Here is an 18559-nt window from a genome sequence, read left to right as displayed (position 1 = left end):
GTGGACTCCGGCGAGCACGGCCGGCTGCACCGGTTCTACCGCGACCTGATCGCGTTACGGCACCGCGACCCCGACCTCGCCGATCCGTGGCTGGCGCACCTCGCCGTCGACTTCGACGAGGAGCAACGCTGGATCAGCGTGTCCCGCGGCCGGTTGCGCATCGTGTGCAACCTCGGCGCCGAGGCGGCGACGGTGCCCGTCGCCGGCGACGTGGTGCTGGCCTGGGGCGACCCCGCGGTCGACGCCGACAAGACGGTGCTCGAAGGGCATTCGCTCGCCATCCTCGCGGTGGGCGAGCAGCGCTGACGCCTGTGGACAACGGTGCGCGGCCCGGCGCGCGACCGCCGATGATTCGCCCATGGATCAATCCGTGTTCGGCCGGTGGATCGGCTTGCTGAGGAAGAAACAGCCGGTTTCGGCTCCGCTCGTCCCGCCCCACGAGGCGCCGCCACAACGCAGCGTGGAGCTGTTGTGGACCGGCCCCGGCCTCGGGCGCACCGAATAATCTGACCCTCGGCTAGACGCTGGGGCGGCCCGCGCCGTGCACCGCCTCGGCGATCGCGTCCGCCAGCGGGTCGATCTCGTCGGCGCCGAGGTCCGCGATGGTGACGCGGATGCCTGGGGGCGTGCCGATGCGGAACCGCGTGCCCGGCGCCGCGGCCCAGCCCGCGCCCAGCAACCGGGTGATCGCGACGGTCTCGTCGGGCACCGGGATCCACACGTTGAGTCCGGAGCGGCCACGCGCGGCGACGTCGCGCTCGGCCAGCGCGGTCGCCAGCCGCCGGCGGGTGTCGGCGTACCTGCGCTCGGCCGTGGCGACCAGGCGCGCGGCCGCCGGGTCGGACCACAGGCTGACGGCCAGGTCCTGCAGCAGATGGCTGACCCAGCCCGGCCCCAGCCGCAGGCGGCCGTGCACGCGCTCGACGGTGCGCCGATCCCCCGCCAGCACGGCCACGCGCAGGTCCGGGCCGTACGCCTTGGACGCCGACCGCACGAAGGCCCACCGCTCGGTCACGCCCGCCACCGTGTGCAGCGGCGCGCCCGAAATGCCCGCGCAGTGATCGTCTTCGACCACCAGCAGGTCAGCGGCCCGGCGCACCAACAGGTTTCGTAGTTCGTCGCGGCGGCCCGCGGACAACGCCGCCCCCGTCGGATTCTGGGCGCGGGTGGTGACGATCAACCCGCGCACCCCGCGGTCCAGCGCCCGCGCCAGGTCGGCGGGCAATGGCCCTTCGTCGTCGACCCGAACGGGCTCGGCCGAAAGCCCAAGGGCGGCAAGCAGATCGAGCAGGTTGGCCCAGCCCGGGTCCTCGACGGCGACCCGATCACCGGGACGCAGGTGCGCGGTGAGCACGCGCTCGATGCCGTCGAGCGCGCCGCTGGTCACCGCGAGGTGCTCGGCCGGGACACCATCGGCGGACAGCGCCGCCCGGGCGAACTCCACCAAGGCCGCCGACATGGCCGGCTCCCCGTACAACACCGGGCGGCCCCCGACCGGGCCGGGCAGCGACGCCCCCGCCAGGGGCAACAGGGCGGGGTCGGGATTGCCGGTCGACAGGTCGCGCACCCCGGCGGGGACGTCGAGCCCCAGCAGGGATCGTGGCGTGGTCGCCGGGCGCTGCCGCACCCTGGTGCCGCGCCTGCCGGCGGTCTCCACCGCCCCGCGGTGCCGCAACAGGCGGTAGGCCGCGGCCGCGGTGTTGGCGTTGACGCCGAGCTGGGCGGCGAGGTCGCGGACGGGCGGCAGCGCGTCGCCGGGCGCCAGCGAGCCGGCCGAGATGGCCTCCTCGATGCTGGCGGCTATGGAATCGGCACCGGTCCCGGTTATGCTGTTTTGTACTGGCACGCAATCGATTATGTACTAGAACAAAGGTAGGCGCCATGACCGCCGGATACCAGCCCACACCGCGCACGACGCCCACCCGCTACCGGGAGCGCGCGCGCTACGACCGCGAGACCGTCCACCGCATCCTGGACGAGGCGCTGATCTGCCACCTGGGCTACCTCGGCGACGGCCGGCCGGTGGTCCTGCCGACCACCCATGCCCGCCTGGGCGAGACCCTCTACCTGCACGGTTCGACCGGCAGCGGCCCCCTGCTCGCGGCAGGCGCGGCGCCCTCGGGCCTGCCCGTGTGCGTCACCGTCACCCTGGTCGACGGGCTGGTGCTGGCGCGCGCCGCCATGCACCACTCGGTGAACTTCCGCTCGGTCGTCGTGCTCGGCACCGCGCGTGTGGTCGATGACGCGGCGGAGAAACTGCGGGCGCTCGCCGGCCTGCTCGATCGCATCGCGCCCGGGCGCGCCGCCGACTGCCGGGCGCCGAATCCGCGCGAGCTGGCCGCGACGGGGGTGCTCGCCCTCGACCTGGTGGAGGTGTCGGCCAAGGTGCGCGGCGGCGGGCCGGTGGACGATCCGGAGGATTGCGCGCTGCCGCACTGGGCGGGGGTGGTGCCGCTGAGCGTGACGGCCGGTGCGCCGGTGCCGGCCTCGGACCTCGATCCTGCGCTGCCGGTGCCGGCGTACCTCAGCGAGCGAAGGGGCTGAGGCCCACCCGCGCGCGCCGGCTGTCGTCCCACCAGGTTCCGACGAGCATGACGGTGCCGGCCCAGGCCAGGCCCAACATCCAGCCGGAGAGCACGTCGCTGACGTAATGGACTCCCAGGTAGATCCGCGAGAACCCGATCAGGAACGCCGAGCCGATCGCGACCGTCCACACGACCACCCGCCCGGTCCACCGCATGATCAGCCACCGCGTCAGCATCCACGCGGAGATCACCATGATCGCGGCGGTGCCGGTGGCGTGCCCGGACGGAAACGAATACCCGTCCGCGTCGACGAGGGCGAAGGGAAAGGGCGGCCGTGGCCGACCCACCAGGGCCTTGGCGGTGAAGAGGACCAGCGGAACCACACCGCCGCCGACCAGCGCGAGCACCACGGGCCGCCACGACCTGCTCCGATAACCAGCGGCAACGGAGATCGGGAACGCGATCGCCGTCAGGAAAAGGGGTCCGCCCGCCATGGTGATCGCCCGCAACGCGGCGGTCAGCCACAATTCACGGTGGGCTGCGAGCCAACGAGTCACCGGCTGGTCGATTCCGGCGATGCCGTCGCCCTCGAGCACGTCCTCGAGAATCTCGCTGAAGCCGACCGCAAGCGCGACGACCACGGCCAGCCCGAGCAGCAATGCGGCACCGGCGACCTCGCTCTCCGACCACCGACGGGCCAGCGACCACCCTCGGTCGCTGATCCGGTCACGGGCCCGGGTCAGCGTTTTGGACACCTTCACCCAGAGCGTCCGGAACGGGGGTCCGCGTCGGGCGACCCGAACCGCCACCCACGCAAGCAGCACGAGCAGAACCACGATGCCGGCGCCGACCAGGCCGAACCCGCCAGCACCGGGGCCATACTGCTGGTCCATGCAGCGCGGCCCGGGCCCTAGAACAACAGGTAGCGGTAAGCCGGCGAACCCGGCTCGAGGCGTTCGACGTGCAGCTCCGTCGCCCGCATCCGCGCGAGCAGGCCGTCCAGGTCGGCCGACGAGGCCAGCTGGATGCCCACCAGCGCCTCGCCGGTCTCGCGGTTGTTGCGCTTGATGTACTCGAACAGCGTGATGTCGTCGTCGGGGCCCAGCACCTCGTCCAGGAACCGGCGCAGCGCGCCCGGCTCCTGCGGGAAGTCCACCAGGAAGTAGTGCTTGAGGCCGAGGTGGACCAGCGACCGCTCGAGCACCTCGCCGTAGCGTGAGACGTCGTTGTTGCCGCCGGAGATGAGGCACACCACGCTCGAGCCCGGTTCGACGTCCGCCTCCAGCAGTCCCGCGACCGAGAGCGCGCCCGCGGGCTCGGCGATGATGCCCTCGTTCTGATACAGGTCCAACATCGCGGTGCACACCGCGCCCTCGTCGATCGTGGTGATCGACACCATGTCACCGGCGGCCGCCAGCGCGGCGTAGGTCAGCGTGCCCGCGCGGCGCACCGCGGCGCCGTCGACGAACTGGTCGACGTGATCCAGCGTCACCGGCTCGCCGGCGGCCAGCGCGGCCATCATCGCGGCGGCCCCGGCCGGCTCGACGCCCAGCACCGACGTGTTCGTCGTCCGCTCCGCCAGGTAAGTGGTGATGCCGGCGATGCAACCGCCACCGCCGACGGGAACCACGACCAGGTTCGGCTCCTCGTCGAGCTGCTCGAGCAGCTCGACGGCGATGGTGCCCTGACCGGCGATGGTGCGCAGGTCGTCGTACGGGGGCACCAGCGTGGCGCCGGTGCGTTCGACGTCGGCCAACGCGGCCTCGGCGGCCAGGTCGTACGTCGTTCCGCCGACGATCAGTTCGATGAACTCCCCGCCGTGGTAGCGGATCCGGTCGCGCTTCTGCTGCGGCGTCTTGGCGGGCACGTAGACGCGCCCGTGCACCCCCAGCGTCCGGCACGCGTAGGCGAAGCCCTGCGCGTGGTTGCCGGCCGACGAGCACACGACCCCCGCGGCCAGCTCCTCGTCGGACAGCTGCACCAGCAGGTTGTAGGCCCCGCGCAGCTTGTAGGAGCGCACCACCTGCAGGTCTTCCCGCTTGAGGTAGACCTGCGCGCCGGTGATCGCCGACAACCGGTCGCTGTATTGCAGCGGGGTCGGCGTGACCACCGCGGCGATCCGCTTCGCCGCGGTGTCGATGTCAGACCCGCAAACGTACGGCACGTGCGGGTGCTGGCTCAGTTCGGCGGACACTGGTCAATGGTGCCATGCCAGCCGGTCAACACAGGAATTCAGCCGACGGGGGTGAGCACGAACACCGGGATCTGGCGGTCGGTTTTCTTCTGATATTCGGCGTAGTCGGGCCAGGCCTCGACGGCGCGCTCCCACCAAACCGCCTTCTCGTCGCCGAACACCTCACGCGCGTCGTACTCGCGGGTGGTGCCGCCGTCCTGCAGCTCGACCCGGGGGTTCTTGACGACGTTGTGGTACCAGACGGGGTGCTTGGGGGCGCCGCCCAGCGACGCGACGATCGCGTACTCGCCGTCGTGCTCGACCCGCATCAGCGGGGTCTTCCGAAGCTTGCCCGTCTTCGCCCCGACCGTGGTCAGCACGATGATGGGCTTGCCCTTCATGTCGGTGGCCTCGGTCCCGCCGGACTGCTCGTATTTCTCGGCCTGTTCGCGGGACCAATCCCATGGGCTCGGCGCGTATTCCCCAGAAAGTGGCATGCCCCAACTCTAGGCCGGGGAAGCCGGGGGCGCCGGGCCCGTCAGGTAGCGGGCGAGCACCGGGCGTACCCATTCGGTCAGCGCCGCGTCGTCCAGCTCGGCCAGGGCCGGCACCCCGACGACGTAGCGCGCCATCGCGATTCCGAGCACCTGTGAGCCCACCAGCGCGGCCCGCTCGGCGGCGCGGTCGGGGGTGACGCTGGCCAGCGCCGGGGCGACCTGCTCGACGAACACGGCCAGCAGGGTGTCGGCGGCCGTGCGATTGGTGGCGGCCGCGCGCAGCAGCGGCAGGAAGGAGCCGTGCGGGTCCCAAACCTGGACGAACAGGGGAACCAGCACGTCCGCGAGGCGCTCGGGCGCGACGCCGGACAGGTCGGGAAACCTGACCTCGAGCCGCGACACGGCGGCGAACAGATCGGCCTTGCTGCCGAAGTAGTGCATGACCAGCGCGGGGTCCACGCCGGCCTCCGACGCAATCGAGCGGATGGTGGTGCGCTCGAAGCCGTGCGTGGAGAACTGGGCGCGCGCGGCGCGCAGGATGGTTTCGCGGGTGACCTTCCCGTCGCGCGTCTTCGCGGGCATGGTCCCGATTGTATTCAACAACTGTTGACACAGCCAGCACCCCGGGCCTACCGTTGAGTTCAACAACTGTTGAACTCAACTCCGGGGAGGTCCTACTCATGACCGTGTCCGTCATCCAGATCGGGCTCGATCCCGACGTGGTCGACTGCTCGTCGCCGGATTTCGCGCAGTTCGCGGGCCTCTCGAGGGAAGTGTTGCGGACGGCCAACGACGACAACGTCGCGGCGTTGCGTGCCGCCGGCTACGAGGTCGACAACTGTCTGATCGACTTCGGCACGGCCGGCGCCGACAAGGCCCGCCGGTGGCTTCAGGCCAAGCGCTACGACGCGGTGTTGATCGGGGCCGGGATCCGGTTGGTAGCCGACAACACGCTGCTGTTCGAGTCGATCGTCAACGCGGCGCACGCGACCCAACCCGGCTGCCGATTCGTCTTCAACCGCGCAGCGCAGTCCACGCCCGGCGACATCCGCCGCTGGTACCCGCAGCCCGAGGGGGCGGCGCGATGACGACCCACGAAGTCGACGTCCTGGTGGTGGGGGCCGGCCCCACCGGCCTGACCGCCGCGGGCGACCTGGCCCGCGCCGGGCGGTCGGTCACCGTGTTGGACCGCTGGCCCACGGAGAACCCGGCGAGCCGCGCGTTCGCCACCATGGCGCGCACGCTGGAAGTGCTCGACGCGCGCGGCCTGGCCGACGACCTGTTGGCGCGCGGGCACCGCGCACCGGGCGTGCGACTGTTCGCCGGCGCGCAGATCGACCTGACCCACCTCGACTCCCCCTATCCGTTCGTGTTGATCACCCCGCAGACCAACGTCGATGCGGCGCTGCGTCGCTACGCGGTGGCCGAGGGTGCCGAGATCCGGCGCGGCATCGAGGTGGTCGCGCTCCGCCAGGACTCCGACTTCGTGACCGTCACCGCCCGCCCCAAGGACGACGACGATCCGGCCCACCGGCTGACGTGGCGGGCGCGGTACGTGGTCGGCGCCGACGGCGCGCACAGCACCGTGCGGCGGCTGGTGGGCGCCGCATTCCCCGGTAAGACGGTGCTGACGTCGATCGTGCTGGCAGACGTCAGGCTGGCGCACGGGCCCGCCGGTGGCGGCCTCACGGTCGCCGCCCCCGGCGACCTCCTGGCCTTCCTGGCTCCCTACGACCGAGCGGGCGGTTCCTGGTATCGCGCCATGGTCTGGGACCGCGCGCATCAAGTACCCGACGGCGAACCGGTCTCCGACGCCGAGATCGTCGACGTGCTCGCCCGCGGCATGGGCACCGACCACGGCGTCGTCGAGGTGGGCTGGAAGTCCCGGTTCCATTGCGACGAAAGGCAAGTCGAGCGGTACCGGCATGGGCGGGTGTTCTTGGCCGGCGACGCCGCGCACGTGCACTCCCCGATGGGCGGTCAGGGCATGAACACCGGCATTCAGGACGCCGCCAACCTGGCCTGGAAGCTCGACGCGGTGCTCGGCGGCGCCGACGAGGCGCTGCTGGACAGCTACCACACCGAACGCCACCCGATCGGCAAGCGCGTGGTGTTGCAGTCCGGACTGATGGCCCGTGCCGCGACTCTCCATCCGCGCGGCGCCCGATGGTTGCCGAACCTGTTGGCGCCCAGGCTGCTTCGGATTCCGTCGGTTCGGGACAGGGTGGCGGGCAGTTTCGCCGGCACGACGCTGCGCTACGGCCGGCACGGCCTGGTCGGCACCCGCGCCACCCAGATCCCCCTCGTCGAGGGACGGTTGACCGAATTGCAGCGCACCGGCGGCTTCGTGTTGGTGCGCGAACGCAGTGCCCCACCGGTCGAGGCGCCCGGGATGCTGCAGGCCGAGCGGACCGACCGCGGGCCGGCCGTGCTGGTGCGCCCCGACGGGTACATCGGCTGGGCGGGGCCGTCCGCCCAGGCGCCGGCCCGGATCCCTGGGCCGGCCGCGGTACGCGCGGGGTGATGGCCTATCGCCGCGTGTCGACGAACGGGCGGAGGTGGACGCGCGTTTGGTGGTCGGGCGCCCCGGGTTCGCCGTCGGCGTGCTTGCCGCGGGTGTAGTCGCCCTGCCACGGCACCTTTTCGCCCAGTTCGGTGTTGGTCGCCGCCTGCGCCTGACCCAGCTCGTTGCGTGAGCGCAGGAAGAACTCGTGTTTACGGCGCACTTCCTCGTCGGAGTCGATCGGCCTGATTTCCGGCGCGAACTCCTCCAGCTCGGCCCGGCGCTGCGGGACGATCATGCAGATCGGCTCGTCGACCTCGAACCGCACCGGCATCATCTTGCGGGTCATCTGCCAGCTCATGCTGAAACTCGATGTGGCCCAGTCGGTCTCGACGATGCCCTCCAACGGAGACACCGCGTCCTTCGGATAGTTCGCCGGCCCGCGGACCAACAGGTTGTAACCGGGCGGGGTGCGGAACAGCATCGGCAGGTGCCAGGTCAGGATGCCGTGACCGAAGTGGCTGAACGGCAACAGCTGACCCGGGTCGCGCCGGTCGGGCGCGATGATGACCCCCATGCTGTCGTCGCCGCCCATCCAGGTCGCGGTGAATGCGCACGGGTTGCGCAGCTCCCAACCACTCTGGTTCGCGATCAGGATCGGTAGGCACCGGTTAGGCCAACCATTGCGCAGCCGCGACATCCACGGCCGACTGATGGGCGCGGGCGCGATCGGCGGCGCGTTGTCCGCGGTGGTGAACGCGATCAGCGGGCGCGCGGGCCCTCCGGACTTGTCGCTCATCGACTCCCCTCGATTCGCCGGTTGCGCAGACCTTCCCAAACCATTACCCAGTGTGCCCTGCGAGGGCGGCCTCGAGCGTGTGAGCCGGCAGGTCCGACCACGGCCGCGGGTCGTCGGGCTGCGCGGACGGATCGGCGAGCGGGCGATGCCACCAGCCGATGTCCCGCCACGCTCCGTTCTTGAAGCCCACACGATTGAAGAGGCCGACGCGACGGAAGCCCACCGCCTCATGCAGGCCGACACTTGCCGGGTTGGGCAGCACGATGGCGGAGTAGGCGTTGACGTACCCCTGAGCGGCAAGCACATTGAACAAAGCTGCGTACAGTCGGCGGCCGTTGCCCTTCCGTTGCAGTGACGCGTCGAGGTAAACGGATACGTCGACCGACCAGCGGTAGGCGGCCCGCTCGCCGTGCGGACTTGCGTAGGCATAGCCCCTGACGGCGTCGGCATGGGTGATGACCAGCCAGGGCAGGTCGGTCAGCGTGGCCTTGATCCTCGACCGCATCTCTTCGGCCGTCGGCGGCACCGCTTCGAAGGAGATCGCGGAGTCGCGCACATACGGCGCATAAATGTCGGAGATCGCGTCCGCATCCTCCGGCGTTGCCATTCGGATCATGTGAAGAGCTTGCCCGTCACCTTCTCGGCGAACCGGCGGTGGGGCTTCGGCGCCGCGCAGCCAGCCGCCATTTGTTCGCCAACCAACCTAGTTGTTGCTTGGTGGTGGCTGCGGCTGAAAGGGTTGGTACCACCACCAGTCGGCGCGCTCGCCGGTGGGCCCGGACCACGGCGGTACGGCGGGCGGGGCACGGTCGGGCGCACGGGCGAGCGATCCCGCACTCAGCGGTCGGCCCGAGCTGTCGGCGACGACGAGGTCGTCGGCGGGTCCGGTGATCGTGATGACGCCCCGGTGGTGCAACCGGTGGTGATAGGGGCAGACCAGCACCAGATTGGCCAGCTCCGTTGGGCCGCCGTCTTCCCAGTGCCGGATGTGGTGTGCGTGCAGACCGCGCGTGGCGCCACAGCCGGGAACCGCGCAGGTGGGGTGGCGATGCTCGAGTGCGCGGCGAAGCCGCCGGTTGATTTGGCGGGTCGCCCGCCCGGCGCCGATGACCTCACCGTCCCGTTCGAACCAAACCTCGCAGGTGGCGTCGCACGTCACGTATCGGCGTTCGGCGTCGGTGAGCAGCGGACCCATGTGCAGTGCGGCGGCGCGCTGCTCGACATCGACGTGCACCACCACCGTGGTGTGCTGCCCGTGCGGACGGCGGGCCGCCTCGGCATCCCATCCGGCCTCGACCAGCCGCATGAACGCCTCGACGGTGCCAGGCAGGGGCGGCGCGCTGTCTGACGCACCCTCGGCGCGGTCGTGTTTCCATTCGGCGATCAGCGCGTCACGATGAGACGCCAGCGCCGCGTCGAACTTCGCCGCGTCCAGGTGGGGAAGTCTGATCCGCCAGCAAGTGAACTCGTCGCCGGCGGTCTTGGTGATCGAGGGCTGCTCGTGCGGCCGGGCGTCGGGTTCCGGTCGCGGTTCCAGCTTGACCGCGGTGCGCAGCTGGTTGACCGTGGCGACCCGGGCTAACTCCGCGTAGTGCTCGTCGGATCCATCGCCCGCCCGGGCCGCGATGACGCCGACCTGATCCAGCGACAGCCGGCCCTCCCGCATGCTCTGCGCACAGCGTGGGAACTCCTCGACCCGGCGCGCGACGGTGGCGATCGTGTGCGCGGTGGTCGAGGACAACCCCAGCTTCCAGGCCACCAACGCCGGCACCGAGCGCGCGCCGGTCATGCCGCACAGCCCATCACGCTCGATCTCCGCGACGATCTCGACGATGCGGCCGTCGATCGCGTTGCGCTGACCGGCCAGCTCCGCCAGCTCGTCGAACAACACCTCAAGACGGTCAACAGGTTTCACCTCCGCGGGAGGCGAGGCGATCGAAGACATGGCTTCATCATCGCAGGGGGGTACGACAAATCTCGGCGTCAATTGGTGCGGTCGGCCCAACCCGGTGGAAGCTGGTCGGGGGCCACGTCGATCACCGATTCGTCGTCGGCACCGACACGCTCGAAGAGGGTGATGTATGCGAATTCGGGCACGGTGAAGATCGGGTAAGTCGGTCCCTCATCACGGTAGGCGCGCATCTGGTCGAGGTGCTCGTTCTGGAAACACACCGTGCGCTCGCCGTGCTCGCGAATCCACTGGGGGAAGAAGATCACGCCGTGGATTCGCCGCTTGCCGGGCATGACGTTGACGGCCACCGACGTGCCCGTGGGCTCGGTCCAGGAGACCTTGTAGCTGTCGTCGTCGAGCTGCACCAGGTCGACGTCCTGACCCTTGACCCACCGTCCGCCGACATGGCCGGAATGGATTCGATAGTCGATGGTGCGGTCGTTCTTGACATACATCTCGTAGCGCCAGCCGTTGGCGTAGGTGTAAATGAACCGGCATCCCACGATCCCCGACAAGTCCTGCGGCGGAATGGGATTGTCGACGGTGGTCATAATCGGCTCCCGACTCCGTCGGCGCTCAGTAGCATCACGTAGTCGAAGGTACGGGTTAGGGGCGTCGCGGAATGCACTGGATGGGCGCGTGGTGGCGTCAGCCCGACCACTACGACTGGTTCTCCGACTACCTCGGCGCGCGCGGATTGCAGCCATTCATCCGCTACCTGATGGTCGGCATCATGTCCATCCTGATCGCGGCGACGTTGCTGATGCTGAACAGCCCGTCGGGTATGCAGACGCCGGTGCGGGGCGGCCTGGCGGTGGCGTTCATCGCCTGCCTGGCGGGCATGGCGCTGGTGTGGGCGCGACGGTGGCCCTCGCGCGTTGAATCACAAGTGTTTTCGGTGGTGGGCACGATCGGTATCGCCGCCGTGTGCGTGACCGAGGCCGACCCGCGCAGCGGGATGCTGAGTTGCGCGGCATTCGGCGGCCTCGCGGGCTATGTCGCGTTTTGTCACTCCGCCCGCCTGCTGGTCTTCACGCTCGGCACCGCCCTGGGTGCGGCCGCGGCGTGCGCCGTGCGTATCGCTACGTCCGGTGACGCATCGATGGCGGCGGCCAACTTTCTGTTGCTCGGCGCGGGGATCCTGGCGGTGCCGTTCTGCGGGCAGGTACTGGTGCACTGGCTTTCGGTGGATGCTCTGAAATCCTCGACCGATCCGCTCACCGGCTTGCGTAACCGCAGGGGGTTCTACCGATCGGCCGCGAAACTGGTAGCCGCCGACGGGCGCACCTCGTGCCTCAGTGTGCTGATGGCCGATCTCGACAATTTCAAGCGGATCAACGACACGCACGGCCACGCGACCGGGGATCGCATCCTGGTGTCCGTCGCCGACAACCTGCGGCGGATCGGCAACGACAGCACGGTCATCGCGCGGGTGGGCGGGGAGGAATTCCTGGTCGCCGAGATGGCCGGCACTTCCGAAGCCCTCAAGACCGCCGAAGCGATGCGGCTGGCGATCGCCGCGACACCCTGGGGTGTCACGGCCAGCCTGGGTGTCAGCAGCATCCAACTGCGGGCACCAAGCGAAAGCACCGAACGGCAGGTGATCGAGCGCCTGGTCCACGCGGCCGACCTGGCGATGTACGAGGCGAAACGCGCGGGCGGCAACCAGGTTCGCCATGCCGACATGCCGGTCCCGCCCACGCGCTGAAGCGCAATGGCACTCTCCGCAGAAAGCCCGCCTAGCGCGCCCCGGCCAGCCCCGCGATGGTGTTCACGCGCCGGACGGCCGTGGCTATCTCGTCGGCGAACTCGCGGCGCCGCTGGGCGACGTCGACGTCGGAGAACCCGTCCACCAGCTCCCGATGCCGCGCCAGCCGCAGCGCGGTCTTGAACAACTCCATCGACCTCGACTCGGCGCTGGCGATCCTGCGTTGCAGCTCCCACTGCTTGCCCACCTCGAGGCAGTCGGCGAGAAATGCCTTCTCGTCGAACGATTCGTCGTCGAAGGCGGCCAGCCGGTCGGCGACGATGTGGTAGGCGTCCAGGAACGGCCGCAGCACCAGGTGCGCCAGCAGCAGGTCGGCCTTCTCCAGCAGACCACGCACGTCGGCCGCGTTGGCCGCCTTGCTGGTGTCCTCCACCCGCCCGATCAGGCGCACCTCGTCGGCGAGCTCCTTCTCGAATTGCGCGCGCGCCGAGAACAGGAACTCGAACTTCAGCAGCTCGCGCAGCCGCAGCGCCTCGTCGCGCACCGTCGTCGGTTCCACCAAGCCGTCCACCGAACCCTCGGCGTCCTCGATGGCGGCCAGCAGTGCGGTCTCGGCGATCGCGCGGTCGACCACGATGTGGATGGCCGTGTTGCGGTAGAACGCGGCCACCAGGTGCTGCTCGGCCCCGATGCCCCAGACGGGTTCGGTGCCGGCGTCATACACGCTGACGACGCCCGAGGCGACCATTTGATGCAGTGCCCAGCGGATGGTCGAGCGGTTCGTCAGGTCGGCGGCGCCGGCGACGCACCAGTTCCGCGCCCCGATGTAGCTGGCGAGCGGTCGCACGGTGGCCAGCACCTCGCTGATGGACAGCGACCGGTCCGCACCCAGCAGCGCGAGGCTAACCACCGCGGTCGGCGTGACCGGGGTGGCGCGGTTGATCCGGTGCTCGACATCCAGCGCGATGCGTTCGATCTCGGTGCCCGTCCCGGACTCCTCGGCGCGCAGCTCCTCGAGGCGCTTGCGCAGCGGCAGCGGTTCGCCGAAGTCCAGGTAGGCGCGCCCGAGCCGCTCCCCCTGCTGGCGCGCCAGCCGGATCAGGAAGCGAAAGTCCTCGGGCCGCTTCGTGGCGCCGTAGGCCTCGGTGGTCATCGCCTCCACCTCGTGCAGCTGGTCGTACACGATCGAGGTGGGCACCAAATAGACTTCGGGACCGTCGATTTCGTCGACGGCGTCGCTGATGTAGCGCAGGATGCCGTACACGGGGGGCCGCAGCTTGCCGGTTCGCGTGCGGCCGCCTTCGATGGACCAGGTGAGGTTGGCGTGGTTCTGCACCAGCTGCGCGGCGTAGGCGCGCAACACGAAGCGGTACACCGGAATGTCTTTGGTCTGGCGCCGGATGAAAATCGTGCCCGTCCGCTTGGCCCACGCGCCCATCGGAAAGAAATTCAGGTTCGCGCCACCGAAGGTGAGCGCCGGGGAAAGCCGGTTGGCCTGGATCACCTCCGGCAGCAGCAGGCCGTCGAGATAGGAGCGATGCGAAAAGGCAAACGCCAGAGTCGCTTTGCGGTCCAGCTTGCGCAGCTGCGCGATCTGGTCCTCGTCGACCAGGACGTCGTAGGCGCGCATCAGCCAGCGACTGAAGCTGCGCCACGCCCGGACCGCCCGCTCGTCCAGCGACGGCGCCATCTCCCTTAGGTAGCCGGCGGCCTCGGCGCGCACGCTGGCCAGGTTGCGCCCGAGCTCGTCGGCCAGGCCGCCCAGCCGCTCGTCATACCACGGGGCCGCAAGCAGCTGGACGACCTCCGCAGGGTCCGTCGTCAGCGGTGTCGTCGCCTCCTCCACGACGCCGGTGCGCTGCAGCAACTTTCGCACGCCGACCCGACCGAACTCGCGGGCCGTAGTCCCCGGGCCCCCGCTCATGCCGGCTGCACCGTCGCCGCCGACGGCTCGTGCACGTCCGGGTGGAGTTCGGGCGCGTAGAGTTCCTCGATCTGGCTCGCGTACTTCGCCATGATCGGCTTGCGCTTGAGCTTCATGGTCAGCGTGATCTCGTCTCCCCCGGGCTCCCAGAGTGACGGCAGTATTCGGAAGCGCTTGATCTGTTCCACGCGTGACAGCTTCGCGTTGCCCTCGGCCACACCCGCGGCGACGCGGGCGACGACCTCCGGATGGGCCGCCAGCGCCGCGGGCGACGCGTCGCCCAGGCCGTGCTGCGCCGCGTAGGGGCCGACCGATTCGGCGTCGAACACCATGAGCGCGGCGTTGTAGGGCCGTCCGTCACCGATCGTGATCATCACGCCGACCATCGGGCACGCGGCCAGCACGGTGTTCTCAATGTTGGCCGGCGACATGTTCTTTCCGGCGGCGTTGATGATCAACTCCTTCTTGCGGTCGATGATCCTCAGGTAGCCCTCGTCGTCGACCTCGATGATGTCACCGGTGTGCAGCCAGCCGTCGGCGTCGACGGCCTCCGCGGTCTTGGCGGGTTCCTTGCGGTAGCCCTTCATCACCAGCGGGCCACGCACCAGGAACTCGCCGTCGTCGGCGACCTTGCCCTCCAGCCCGGGCAGCAGCTTGCCGACGGTGCCCAACCGCGCGTCGCGAGGGTGGCTGACGCTGGCGACGCAGCTCAGCTCCGACATCCCCCACACCTCGGCGATCGGGATGCCGATGCCGAGGAAGAACGCCAGGGTCTCCCTGGGGATGGGGGCCGCGCCGGACACCGCCCAGCGGAGTTCGCCGAAGCCGAGCCGCTCGCGCAGCTTCGACAGCACCAGCTCGTCGGCCTGGGCCCATTCGGCGGCCAGCTCGTCCGACATCGGCTCGCCGGCCACCAGGGCGGCGGCCCGCTTGCCGGCCACCGACATCGCCCACTGCAGCGCCTGCCGCTTGACCTCGTCGGTCTCGCTGGCGACGGCGAATTCGATTCCGGCCTTGAGCTTTTCCCACACCCGCGGCACGCCGCCCCACACCGTGGGCCGCACGTCGGGCAGCGCGGCGGCGATGGCACGGACGTCCGAGACCACGGTGACCTGGGCGCCGAAGACCTCCAGGCCGTACAGGCCCATCACCCGGTCGGCGATGTGCGCTGTCGGCAGGTACGACGTGACGCGGTCACCGAACTGGGACGGGAGGACGGCATTGAGGGCGTACGCCTCGAAAAGCAGGTTGGCGTGCGTCATCTCGACCCCCTTGGGGTTGCCGGTGGTTCCGGAGGTGTAGATGAGCGTGACGACGTCGTCCGGCCGCACCGCCCGCCAGGTCGCCTCGAAGTCGAAGCCCTCCCGCGCGGCGGCGTAGACGTCGTCGACCGACATGGTGCCCGGTGGCGAGCCGTCGATGCAGACGATGTGCTCGATCGGTGCGCCGCTGGCGCGGATGCGGTCCACGTACTGCTCCTCGCAGATCGCGACCCGGGTTCCCGCGTTCTCGAACAGGTAGGTCAGCTGTTCGGCGGGCAGCGTGTTGTAGACGGAAAACGAAGTGGCGCCCAGGTGTTGGGCGCCGATCTCGAACGGGTAGAACTCGATGCGGTTGGCCATCATCAGCGACACCGTGTCGCCGGGCCCGACGCCCAAGCCGGCCAAGCCGGCGGCCACCTTGCGCACCTGCGCCGCGAGCTCGCGCCACGTCATGGTCTGGGTGTTACCCGGGGTGCGCAGCGCGACGGCGTCCGGATCGATCGACGCGTTGCGCTGGAACGCCTCGCATAGGGTGACGGGACGCTCGGCGGTGGTCATGGGTGTCCTCTCAGCTGTGCCTTCGTGAGCGTACGTCCGCGATCGGAGACGCGGAATGGATCACGCCGGATCCGGGCGCCAGAGCTGCACCGTGCTCGAAATGCCGGCCGGCAACTCCAGCAGTTCGATGGGTGTGCCGTCCGGGTCGTAGATGAAGAACATCCGCACCCCGCCGATGTCGACGGGCGGCTCCGCCCGCACGCCGGGGTGCTCGCGCCGCACCGCGTCGTAGGTGGCATCCAGGTCGTCGACCCGGAACGAGACGTTGGTGTAGCCCAGGTGCGGTCCGCTCGGGCAGTCGGGGACGGCGCCCAACGACAGCAGTTCGACCATCGCGGAGCCGACCAGCCCGCCGACCATGCGGCCCCGTTGCGCGGCCCCGCCGGTCACCGAGTCCAGTCCCGCACCGTCGAGCTCGACGTCGAAGACGACGTCCATGCCCAGCACCGCGGTGTAGAACGCGCGCGACGCCTCGATGTCCGAGACGCCGATGCAGACGTGGGAGAAGTTGCGCACGGCGATGGGCTGGGTCATGGAGCTCCTTTGCTCAGGCGGGCAGCGCGGTGTGAATCCCGCACGTGCACGCGTCGATTGAGGGACACGTGCAGCGCATCCCCCATTCGATCACGGCACGGGCCCGGGCCAGCGCCTCCATCTGGGCATCGATTTCGGCCAGCTTGGATTCGGCCAGCGCCCGGCTGACGGGCCGCCCCGGCGCGTCGTCGGCGAACAGCAGCTGGATCTCCTCCAGTGCGAAGCCGGCCGACTTGCAGAGCCGGATCACCTCGAGCCGGGCCAGCACCGAATCGTCGTAGCGGCGCTGCCCGCCCAGCCGGCCCGGCGGGGGCACCAGCCCGATCTGTTCGTAGTAGCGCAGGGTGGTCGCCGCGACGCCGGCTTGGCGCGCCACCTCACCGATCGTGAGCCGAGCACTCATCGGGCCTCCTCGACGCTTGACTTAGAGCCAACTCTAAGTCGTTGACTGGGGGCATGCACACACATTCACTCGACGGACTGGGCGCGGCGCGCTACGCGCTGCTCCGATCGTTTCGCCCCGACGGCACCCCGGTCGACACCCCGATCTGGTTCGGGCTGGACGGCGGCGCGCTGCTGTTCCGCACCAAGCGCGGGCCGAAGACCAACCGGTTGGCCGCGCGCGGCGACGTCGAACTCACCGCGTGCGACCATCGGGGCCGGGTCCGCCCGGGCGCGACGACGGTCGCGGGCCGCGCCACCATCCTCGCGGGGCCCGACGCCGAGCGGGCGAATCGCCTCCTGCACCGCCGCTACGGCTGGCAGTGGAACATCGTGCCGCTGATCAAGGTCCCGGGCGTCACGAACGTGCACCAAGATTTGTGCGTGCGCGAGAAGCTGCGCCGCGCGCGCGACCGCGGCGTGTGGGCCGACAGCGTCATCGTCCGGGTGGAGGTGCCATGACGCGCGACCCGGTCCGCTCCCCCACCCTGCGCCAATGCTGCGCCGCCGCAACCGGGTTGGTCTGGGGCGCGGTGCGTCCCAAGCGGCCCGACGACCGGTTTCTCCGCGGTGTCACCGACGCGGGCCTGCCCGAGCCCCGGCGCACCGTAACGGTGGTCGCGCTGCCCCAGGTGCCGCGCTCGGTGCCCACCCCGGCAATCGTCGAGGGCACCTTCGCACCCACCCGCGTCGACAACTCGATGACGTCGTTCGTCGTCACCCACCCGGACGCCACCTTCATCGTCGATCCGGCCGTGTGCCGCGACGTCGAGCGCCGCGCGATCGCCCAACTACCCGCGGTGCTTCGCGTCGCGGTCCGTCCGCCCGCCGACACGGTTCCCACGATCACGGCCCTGACCCGGCTGCCCGAGACGCCGGCGTTGGACTTCGCCCTGCCGACTCACGCGCACTGGGACCACGTGTCGGGTCTGCTGGACCTGCCGGATCTGCCGGTTCATCTGCACCGCACCGAACGGGACTGGATCGATTCGGGTCCGGTGGCGCCGGTCGGCGGCGTTCGCGATTCGCTGCGCGGCCGGCCCGCCGTCGACTACGAGCTCGACGGGCCGCCGGTGCTGACCTTCACCCGGAGCCACGACCTGTTCGGGGACGGCTCCGTCCTCCTGGTCGACCTGCCCGGACACACTCCCGGCAGCGTCGGAGTGCTCGCCCACACGGCGCGCGGGTGGGTCTTGATCGCCGGCGACGCGGCCTGGCATTGGTTGCAGATCGAGAAGGTGCGCCAAAAGTCGAGTTACCCGGGTGTTTTGGTGGACGAGGACCGCGAGGAAGCCTTCCGGACGCTGCAGCGACTGCACCTGGCCCGGCACTCGGTGACGATCATCCCCACCCACGACCACGAGGCGGCGCTCGGGTTGTCCGCGTAGCCCCCCGCACAATGGGGCGCGACGGTGTGACCGGCGGCGGTCCACAGATTCCCCACACTCGGATGACCCCCGCGATGTTACGGTGGTCTTCGGGTTATGCACTCTCGCTTCTACTTTGAGGTAGCGATCGTGAGTTATCTCGTCCGGGTAGGCCCAGTCCTGCAACCGGTGAAGGGCGACGCGCAGTTGGCTGACCAAGTCGCCCATAACAGAATTCGCCACGATCGCTACCTCAAAGTAGAAGCGAGAGTGCATAACCCGAAGACCACCGTAACATCGCGGGGGTCATCCGAGTG

At 70.0% G+C, this 18559-nt stretch carries 21 protein-coding genes; 8 read left to right on the top strand and 13 right to left on the bottom strand.

The genetic code is table 11. From position 1 onward, the window contains the following. Both A9X05_RS23400 and A9X05_RS31320 read left to right on the top strand, forming a co-directional pair. The coding region (locus A9X05_RS23400; RefSeq protein WP_156736923.1) for a DUF3459 domain-containing protein at nt 1-306 on the top strand (306 nt) is incomplete at its 5' end. Between the two features lie 52 nt (nt 307-358). Further along, a complete protein-coding gene (locus tag A9X05_RS31320) occupies nt 359-505 on the top strand; it encodes a hypothetical protein (protein ID WP_156670189.1) in 147 nt (48 codons plus the stop codon). Nucleotides 506-517: 12 nt separating this feature from the next. On the opposite strand, the gene A9X05_RS23395 is transcribed toward A9X05_RS31320, so the two are convergent. Further along, nucleotides 518-1846: an aminotransferase class I/II-fold pyridoxal phosphate-dependent enzyme gene (locus A9X05_RS23395; RefSeq protein ID WP_067784291.1), complete on the bottom strand. Its 1329-nt coding sequence runs from the start codon at nt 1844-1846 to the stop codon at nt 518-520. A 35-nt stretch (nt 1847-1881) separates the two neighbouring features. Between A9X05_RS23395 and A9X05_RS23390 the strand changes: the two genes are divergently transcribed. Beyond that, on the top strand, nt 1882-2544 hold the full coding sequence (locus A9X05_RS23390; RefSeq protein ID WP_067758253.1) for a pyridoxamine 5'-phosphate oxidase family protein: 663 nt from the start codon (nt 1882-1884) through the stop codon (nt 2542-2544). On the opposite strand, the gene A9X05_RS23385 is transcribed toward A9X05_RS23390, so the two are convergent. From A9X05_RS23385 to A9X05_RS23370, 4 genes are read right to left on the bottom strand one after another with little or no spacing between them, the layout of a single operon-like run. Beyond that, nucleotides 2525-3418 (bottom strand): phosphatase PAP2 family protein, encoded by an 894-nt coding sequence (locus tag A9X05_RS23385; protein WP_067758250.1) that lies wholly within the window; start codon nt 3416-3418, stop codon nt 2525-2527. The two genes, A9X05_RS23390 and A9X05_RS23385, sit on opposite strands and share 20 nt — an antisense overlap. A gap of 17 nt (nt 3419-3435) precedes the next feature. Then, complete coding sequence (ilvA, locus tag A9X05_RS23380; RefSeq protein WP_067758247.1) at nt 3436-4719, bottom strand: threonine ammonia-lyase; 1284 nt, start codon at nt 4717-4719, stop codon at nt 3436-3438. A 38-nt stretch (nt 4720-4757) separates the two neighbouring features. Next, nucleotides 4758-5195 (bottom strand): nitroreductase family deazaflavin-dependent oxidoreductase, encoded by a 438-nt coding sequence (locus A9X05_RS23375; protein ID WP_067758244.1) that lies wholly within the window; start codon nt 5193-5195, stop codon nt 4758-4760. A gap of 9 nt (nt 5196-5204) precedes the next feature. Then, nucleotides 5205-5777 carry a TetR family transcriptional regulator gene (locus tag A9X05_RS23370; protein WP_067758242.1) on the bottom strand — a complete coding sequence of 191 codons (573 nt, stop codon included), beginning with the start codon at nt 5775-5777 and terminating at the stop codon, nt 5205-5207. A 98-nt stretch (nt 5778-5875) separates the two neighbouring features. Here A9X05_RS23370 and A9X05_RS23365 point away from each other — a divergent pair, with 98 nt between their 5' ends. Next, on the top strand, nt 5876-6283 hold the full coding sequence (locus tag A9X05_RS23365; protein ID WP_067758238.1) for a hypothetical protein: 408 nt from the start codon (nt 5876-5878) through the stop codon (nt 6281-6283). Then, nucleotides 6280-7719, top strand: coding sequence for an FAD-dependent oxidoreductase (locus tag A9X05_RS23360; RefSeq protein ID WP_067784289.1), 1440 nt, complete (start codon nt 6280-6282; stop codon nt 7717-7719). Before A9X05_RS23365 ends, A9X05_RS23360 begins: the two co-directional genes overlap by 4 nt. Before the next feature lie 4 nt (nt 7720-7723). Here A9X05_RS23360 and A9X05_RS23355 read toward each other — a convergent pair whose 3' ends face one another. From A9X05_RS23355 to A9X05_RS23340, 4 genes are all read right to left on the bottom strand, one after another. Then, the gene (locus A9X05_RS23355) at nt 7724-8497 is read right to left on the bottom strand and encodes a DUF6065 family protein (RefSeq protein WP_067758232.1); all 774 of its coding nucleotides are present in this window, start codon (nt 8495-8497) and stop codon (nt 7724-7726) included. A 43-nt stretch (nt 8498-8540) separates the two neighbouring features. Beyond that, complete coding sequence (locus A9X05_RS23350; protein WP_067758284.1) at nt 8541-9104, bottom strand: arsinothricin resistance N-acetyltransferase ArsN1 family B; 564 nt, start codon at nt 9102-9104, stop codon at nt 8541-8543. 96 nt (nt 9105-9200) lie between these two features. Beyond that, nucleotides 9201-10442, bottom strand: a complete 1242-nt coding sequence (locus tag A9X05_RS23345; protein ID WP_067758229.1) for an HNH endonuclease signature motif containing protein — start codon at nt 10440-10442, stop codon at nt 9201-9203. A gap of 38 nt (nt 10443-10480) precedes the next feature. Beyond that, complete coding sequence (locus A9X05_RS23340) at nt 10481-10999, bottom strand: phenolic acid decarboxylase (protein WP_067758226.1); 519 nt, start codon at nt 10997-10999, stop codon at nt 10481-10483. 71 nt (nt 11000-11070) lie between these two features. Here A9X05_RS23340 and A9X05_RS23335 point away from each other — a divergent pair, with 71 nt between their 5' ends. Beyond that, on the top strand, nt 11071-12156 hold the full coding sequence (locus A9X05_RS23335) for a GGDEF domain-containing protein (RefSeq protein ID WP_067758223.1): 1086 nt from the start codon (nt 11071-11073) through the stop codon (nt 12154-12156). Nucleotides 12157-12187: 31 nt separating this feature from the next. Here the strand turns inward: A9X05_RS23335 and A9X05_RS23330 are convergent, their stop codons facing one another. From A9X05_RS23330 to A9X05_RS23315, 4 genes are read right to left on the bottom strand one after another with little or no spacing between them, the layout of a single operon-like run. Further along, complete coding sequence (locus A9X05_RS23330) at nt 12188-14080, bottom strand: lysophospholipid acyltransferase (RefSeq protein WP_067758220.1); 1893 nt, start codon at nt 14078-14080, stop codon at nt 12188-12190. Further along, nucleotides 14077-15900, bottom strand: coding sequence for a fatty acid--CoA ligase FadD11 (fadD11, locus tag A9X05_RS23325; protein WP_067784287.1), 1824 nt, complete (start codon nt 15898-15900; stop codon nt 14077-14079). Before fadD11 ends, A9X05_RS23330 begins: the two co-directional genes overlap by 4 nt. A gap of 60 nt (nt 15901-15960) precedes the next feature. Next, complete coding sequence (locus A9X05_RS23320; protein ID WP_067758214.1) at nt 15961-16434, bottom strand: VOC family protein; 474 nt, start codon at nt 16432-16434, stop codon at nt 15961-15963. A 13-nt stretch (nt 16435-16447) separates the two neighbouring features. Continuing rightward, nucleotides 16448-16837 (bottom strand): helix-turn-helix domain-containing protein, encoded by a 390-nt coding sequence (locus A9X05_RS23315; RefSeq protein ID WP_067758211.1) that lies wholly within the window; start codon nt 16835-16837, stop codon nt 16448-16450. A 53-nt stretch (nt 16838-16890) separates the two neighbouring features. On the opposite strand from A9X05_RS23315, the gene A9X05_RS23310 reads away from it, so the two are divergent. Beyond that, nucleotides 16891-17337, top strand: coding sequence for a PPOX class F420-dependent oxidoreductase (locus A9X05_RS23310; RefSeq protein WP_067758209.1), 447 nt, complete (start codon nt 16891-16893; stop codon nt 17335-17337). Continuing rightward, on the top strand, nt 17334-18263 hold the full coding sequence (locus A9X05_RS23305; RefSeq protein WP_067784285.1) for an MBL fold metallo-hydrolase: 930 nt from the start codon (nt 17334-17336) through the stop codon (nt 18261-18263). Before A9X05_RS23310 ends, A9X05_RS23305 begins: the two co-directional genes overlap by 4 nt. Nucleotides 18264-18559: the final 296 nt, after the last annotated feature.

Origin of the sequence: Mycobacterium sp. E3298 (assembly GCF_001666895.1) — a bacterium.
Classification (GTDB): domain Bacteria; phylum Actinomycetota; class Actinomycetes; order Mycobacteriales; family Mycobacteriaceae; genus Mycobacterium.
The sequence above is the reverse complement of the archived record's forward strand: the minus strand, read 5'-3'. Positions and strand labels throughout refer to the sequence as shown.

Excerpts from the sequence above, each read along its gene's own strand:
- A9X05_RS31320 (WP_156670189.1), top strand. The coding sequence starts at position 359 with ATGGATCAATCCGTGTTCGGCCGGTGGATCGGCTTGCTGAGGAAGAAA.
- A9X05_RS23390 (WP_067758253.1), top strand. The coding sequence starts at position 1,882 with ATGACCGCCGGATACCAGCCCACACCGCGCACGACGCCCACCCGCTAC.
- A9X05_RS23385 (WP_067758250.1), bottom strand. The coding sequence starts at position 3,418 with ATGGACCAGCAGTATGGCCCCGGTGCTGGCGGGTTCGGCCTGGTCGGC.
- A9X05_RS23375 (WP_067758244.1), bottom strand. The coding sequence starts at position 5,195 with ATGCCACTTTCTGGGGAATACGCGCCGAGCCCATGGGATTGGTCCCGC.
- A9X05_RS23370 (WP_067758242.1), bottom strand. The coding sequence starts at position 5,777 with ATGCCCGCGAAGACGCGCGACGGGAAGGTCACCCGCGAAACCATCCTG.
- A9X05_RS23365 (WP_067758238.1), top strand. The coding sequence starts at position 5,876 with ATGACCGTGTCCGTCATCCAGATCGGGCTCGATCCCGACGTGGTCGAC.
- A9X05_RS23360 (WP_067784289.1), top strand. The coding sequence starts at position 6,280 with ATGACGACCCACGAAGTCGACGTCCTGGTGGTGGGGGCCGGCCCCACC.
- A9X05_RS23355 (WP_067758232.1), bottom strand. The coding sequence starts at position 8,497 with ATGAGCGACAAGTCCGGAGGGCCCGCGCGCCCGCTGATCGCGTTCACC.
- A9X05_RS23350 (WP_067758284.1), bottom strand. The coding sequence starts at position 9,104 with ATGGCAACGCCGGAGGATGCGGACGCGATCTCCGACATTTATGCGCCG.
- A9X05_RS23345 (WP_067758229.1), bottom strand. The coding sequence starts at position 10,442 with ATGTCTTCGATCGCCTCGCCTCCCGCGGAGGTGAAACCTGTTGACCGT.
- A9X05_RS23340 (WP_067758226.1), bottom strand. The coding sequence starts at position 10,999 with ATGACCACCGTCGACAATCCCATTCCGCCGCAGGACTTGTCGGGGATC.
- A9X05_RS23335 (WP_067758223.1), top strand. The coding sequence starts at position 11,071 with ATGCACTGGATGGGCGCGTGGTGGCGTCAGCCCGACCACTACGACTGG.
- A9X05_RS23330 (WP_067758220.1), bottom strand. The coding sequence starts at position 14,080 with ATGAGCGGGGGCCCGGGGACTACGGCCCGCGAGTTCGGTCGGGTCGGC.
- fadD11 (WP_067784287.1), bottom strand. The coding sequence starts at position 15,900 with ATGACCACCGCCGAGCGTCCCGTCACCCTATGCGAGGCGTTCCAGCGC.
- A9X05_RS23320 (WP_067758214.1), bottom strand. The coding sequence starts at position 16,434 with ATGACCCAGCCCATCGCCGTGCGCAACTTCTCCCACGTCTGCATCGGC.
- A9X05_RS23315 (WP_067758211.1), bottom strand. The coding sequence starts at position 16,837 with ATGAGTGCTCGGCTCACGATCGGTGAGGTGGCGCGCCAAGCCGGCGTC.
- A9X05_RS23310 (WP_067758209.1), top strand. The coding sequence starts at position 16,891 with ATGCACACACATTCACTCGACGGACTGGGCGCGGCGCGCTACGCGCTG.
- A9X05_RS23305 (WP_067784285.1), top strand. The coding sequence starts at position 17,334 with ATGACGCGCGACCCGGTCCGCTCCCCCACCCTGCGCCAATGCTGCGCC.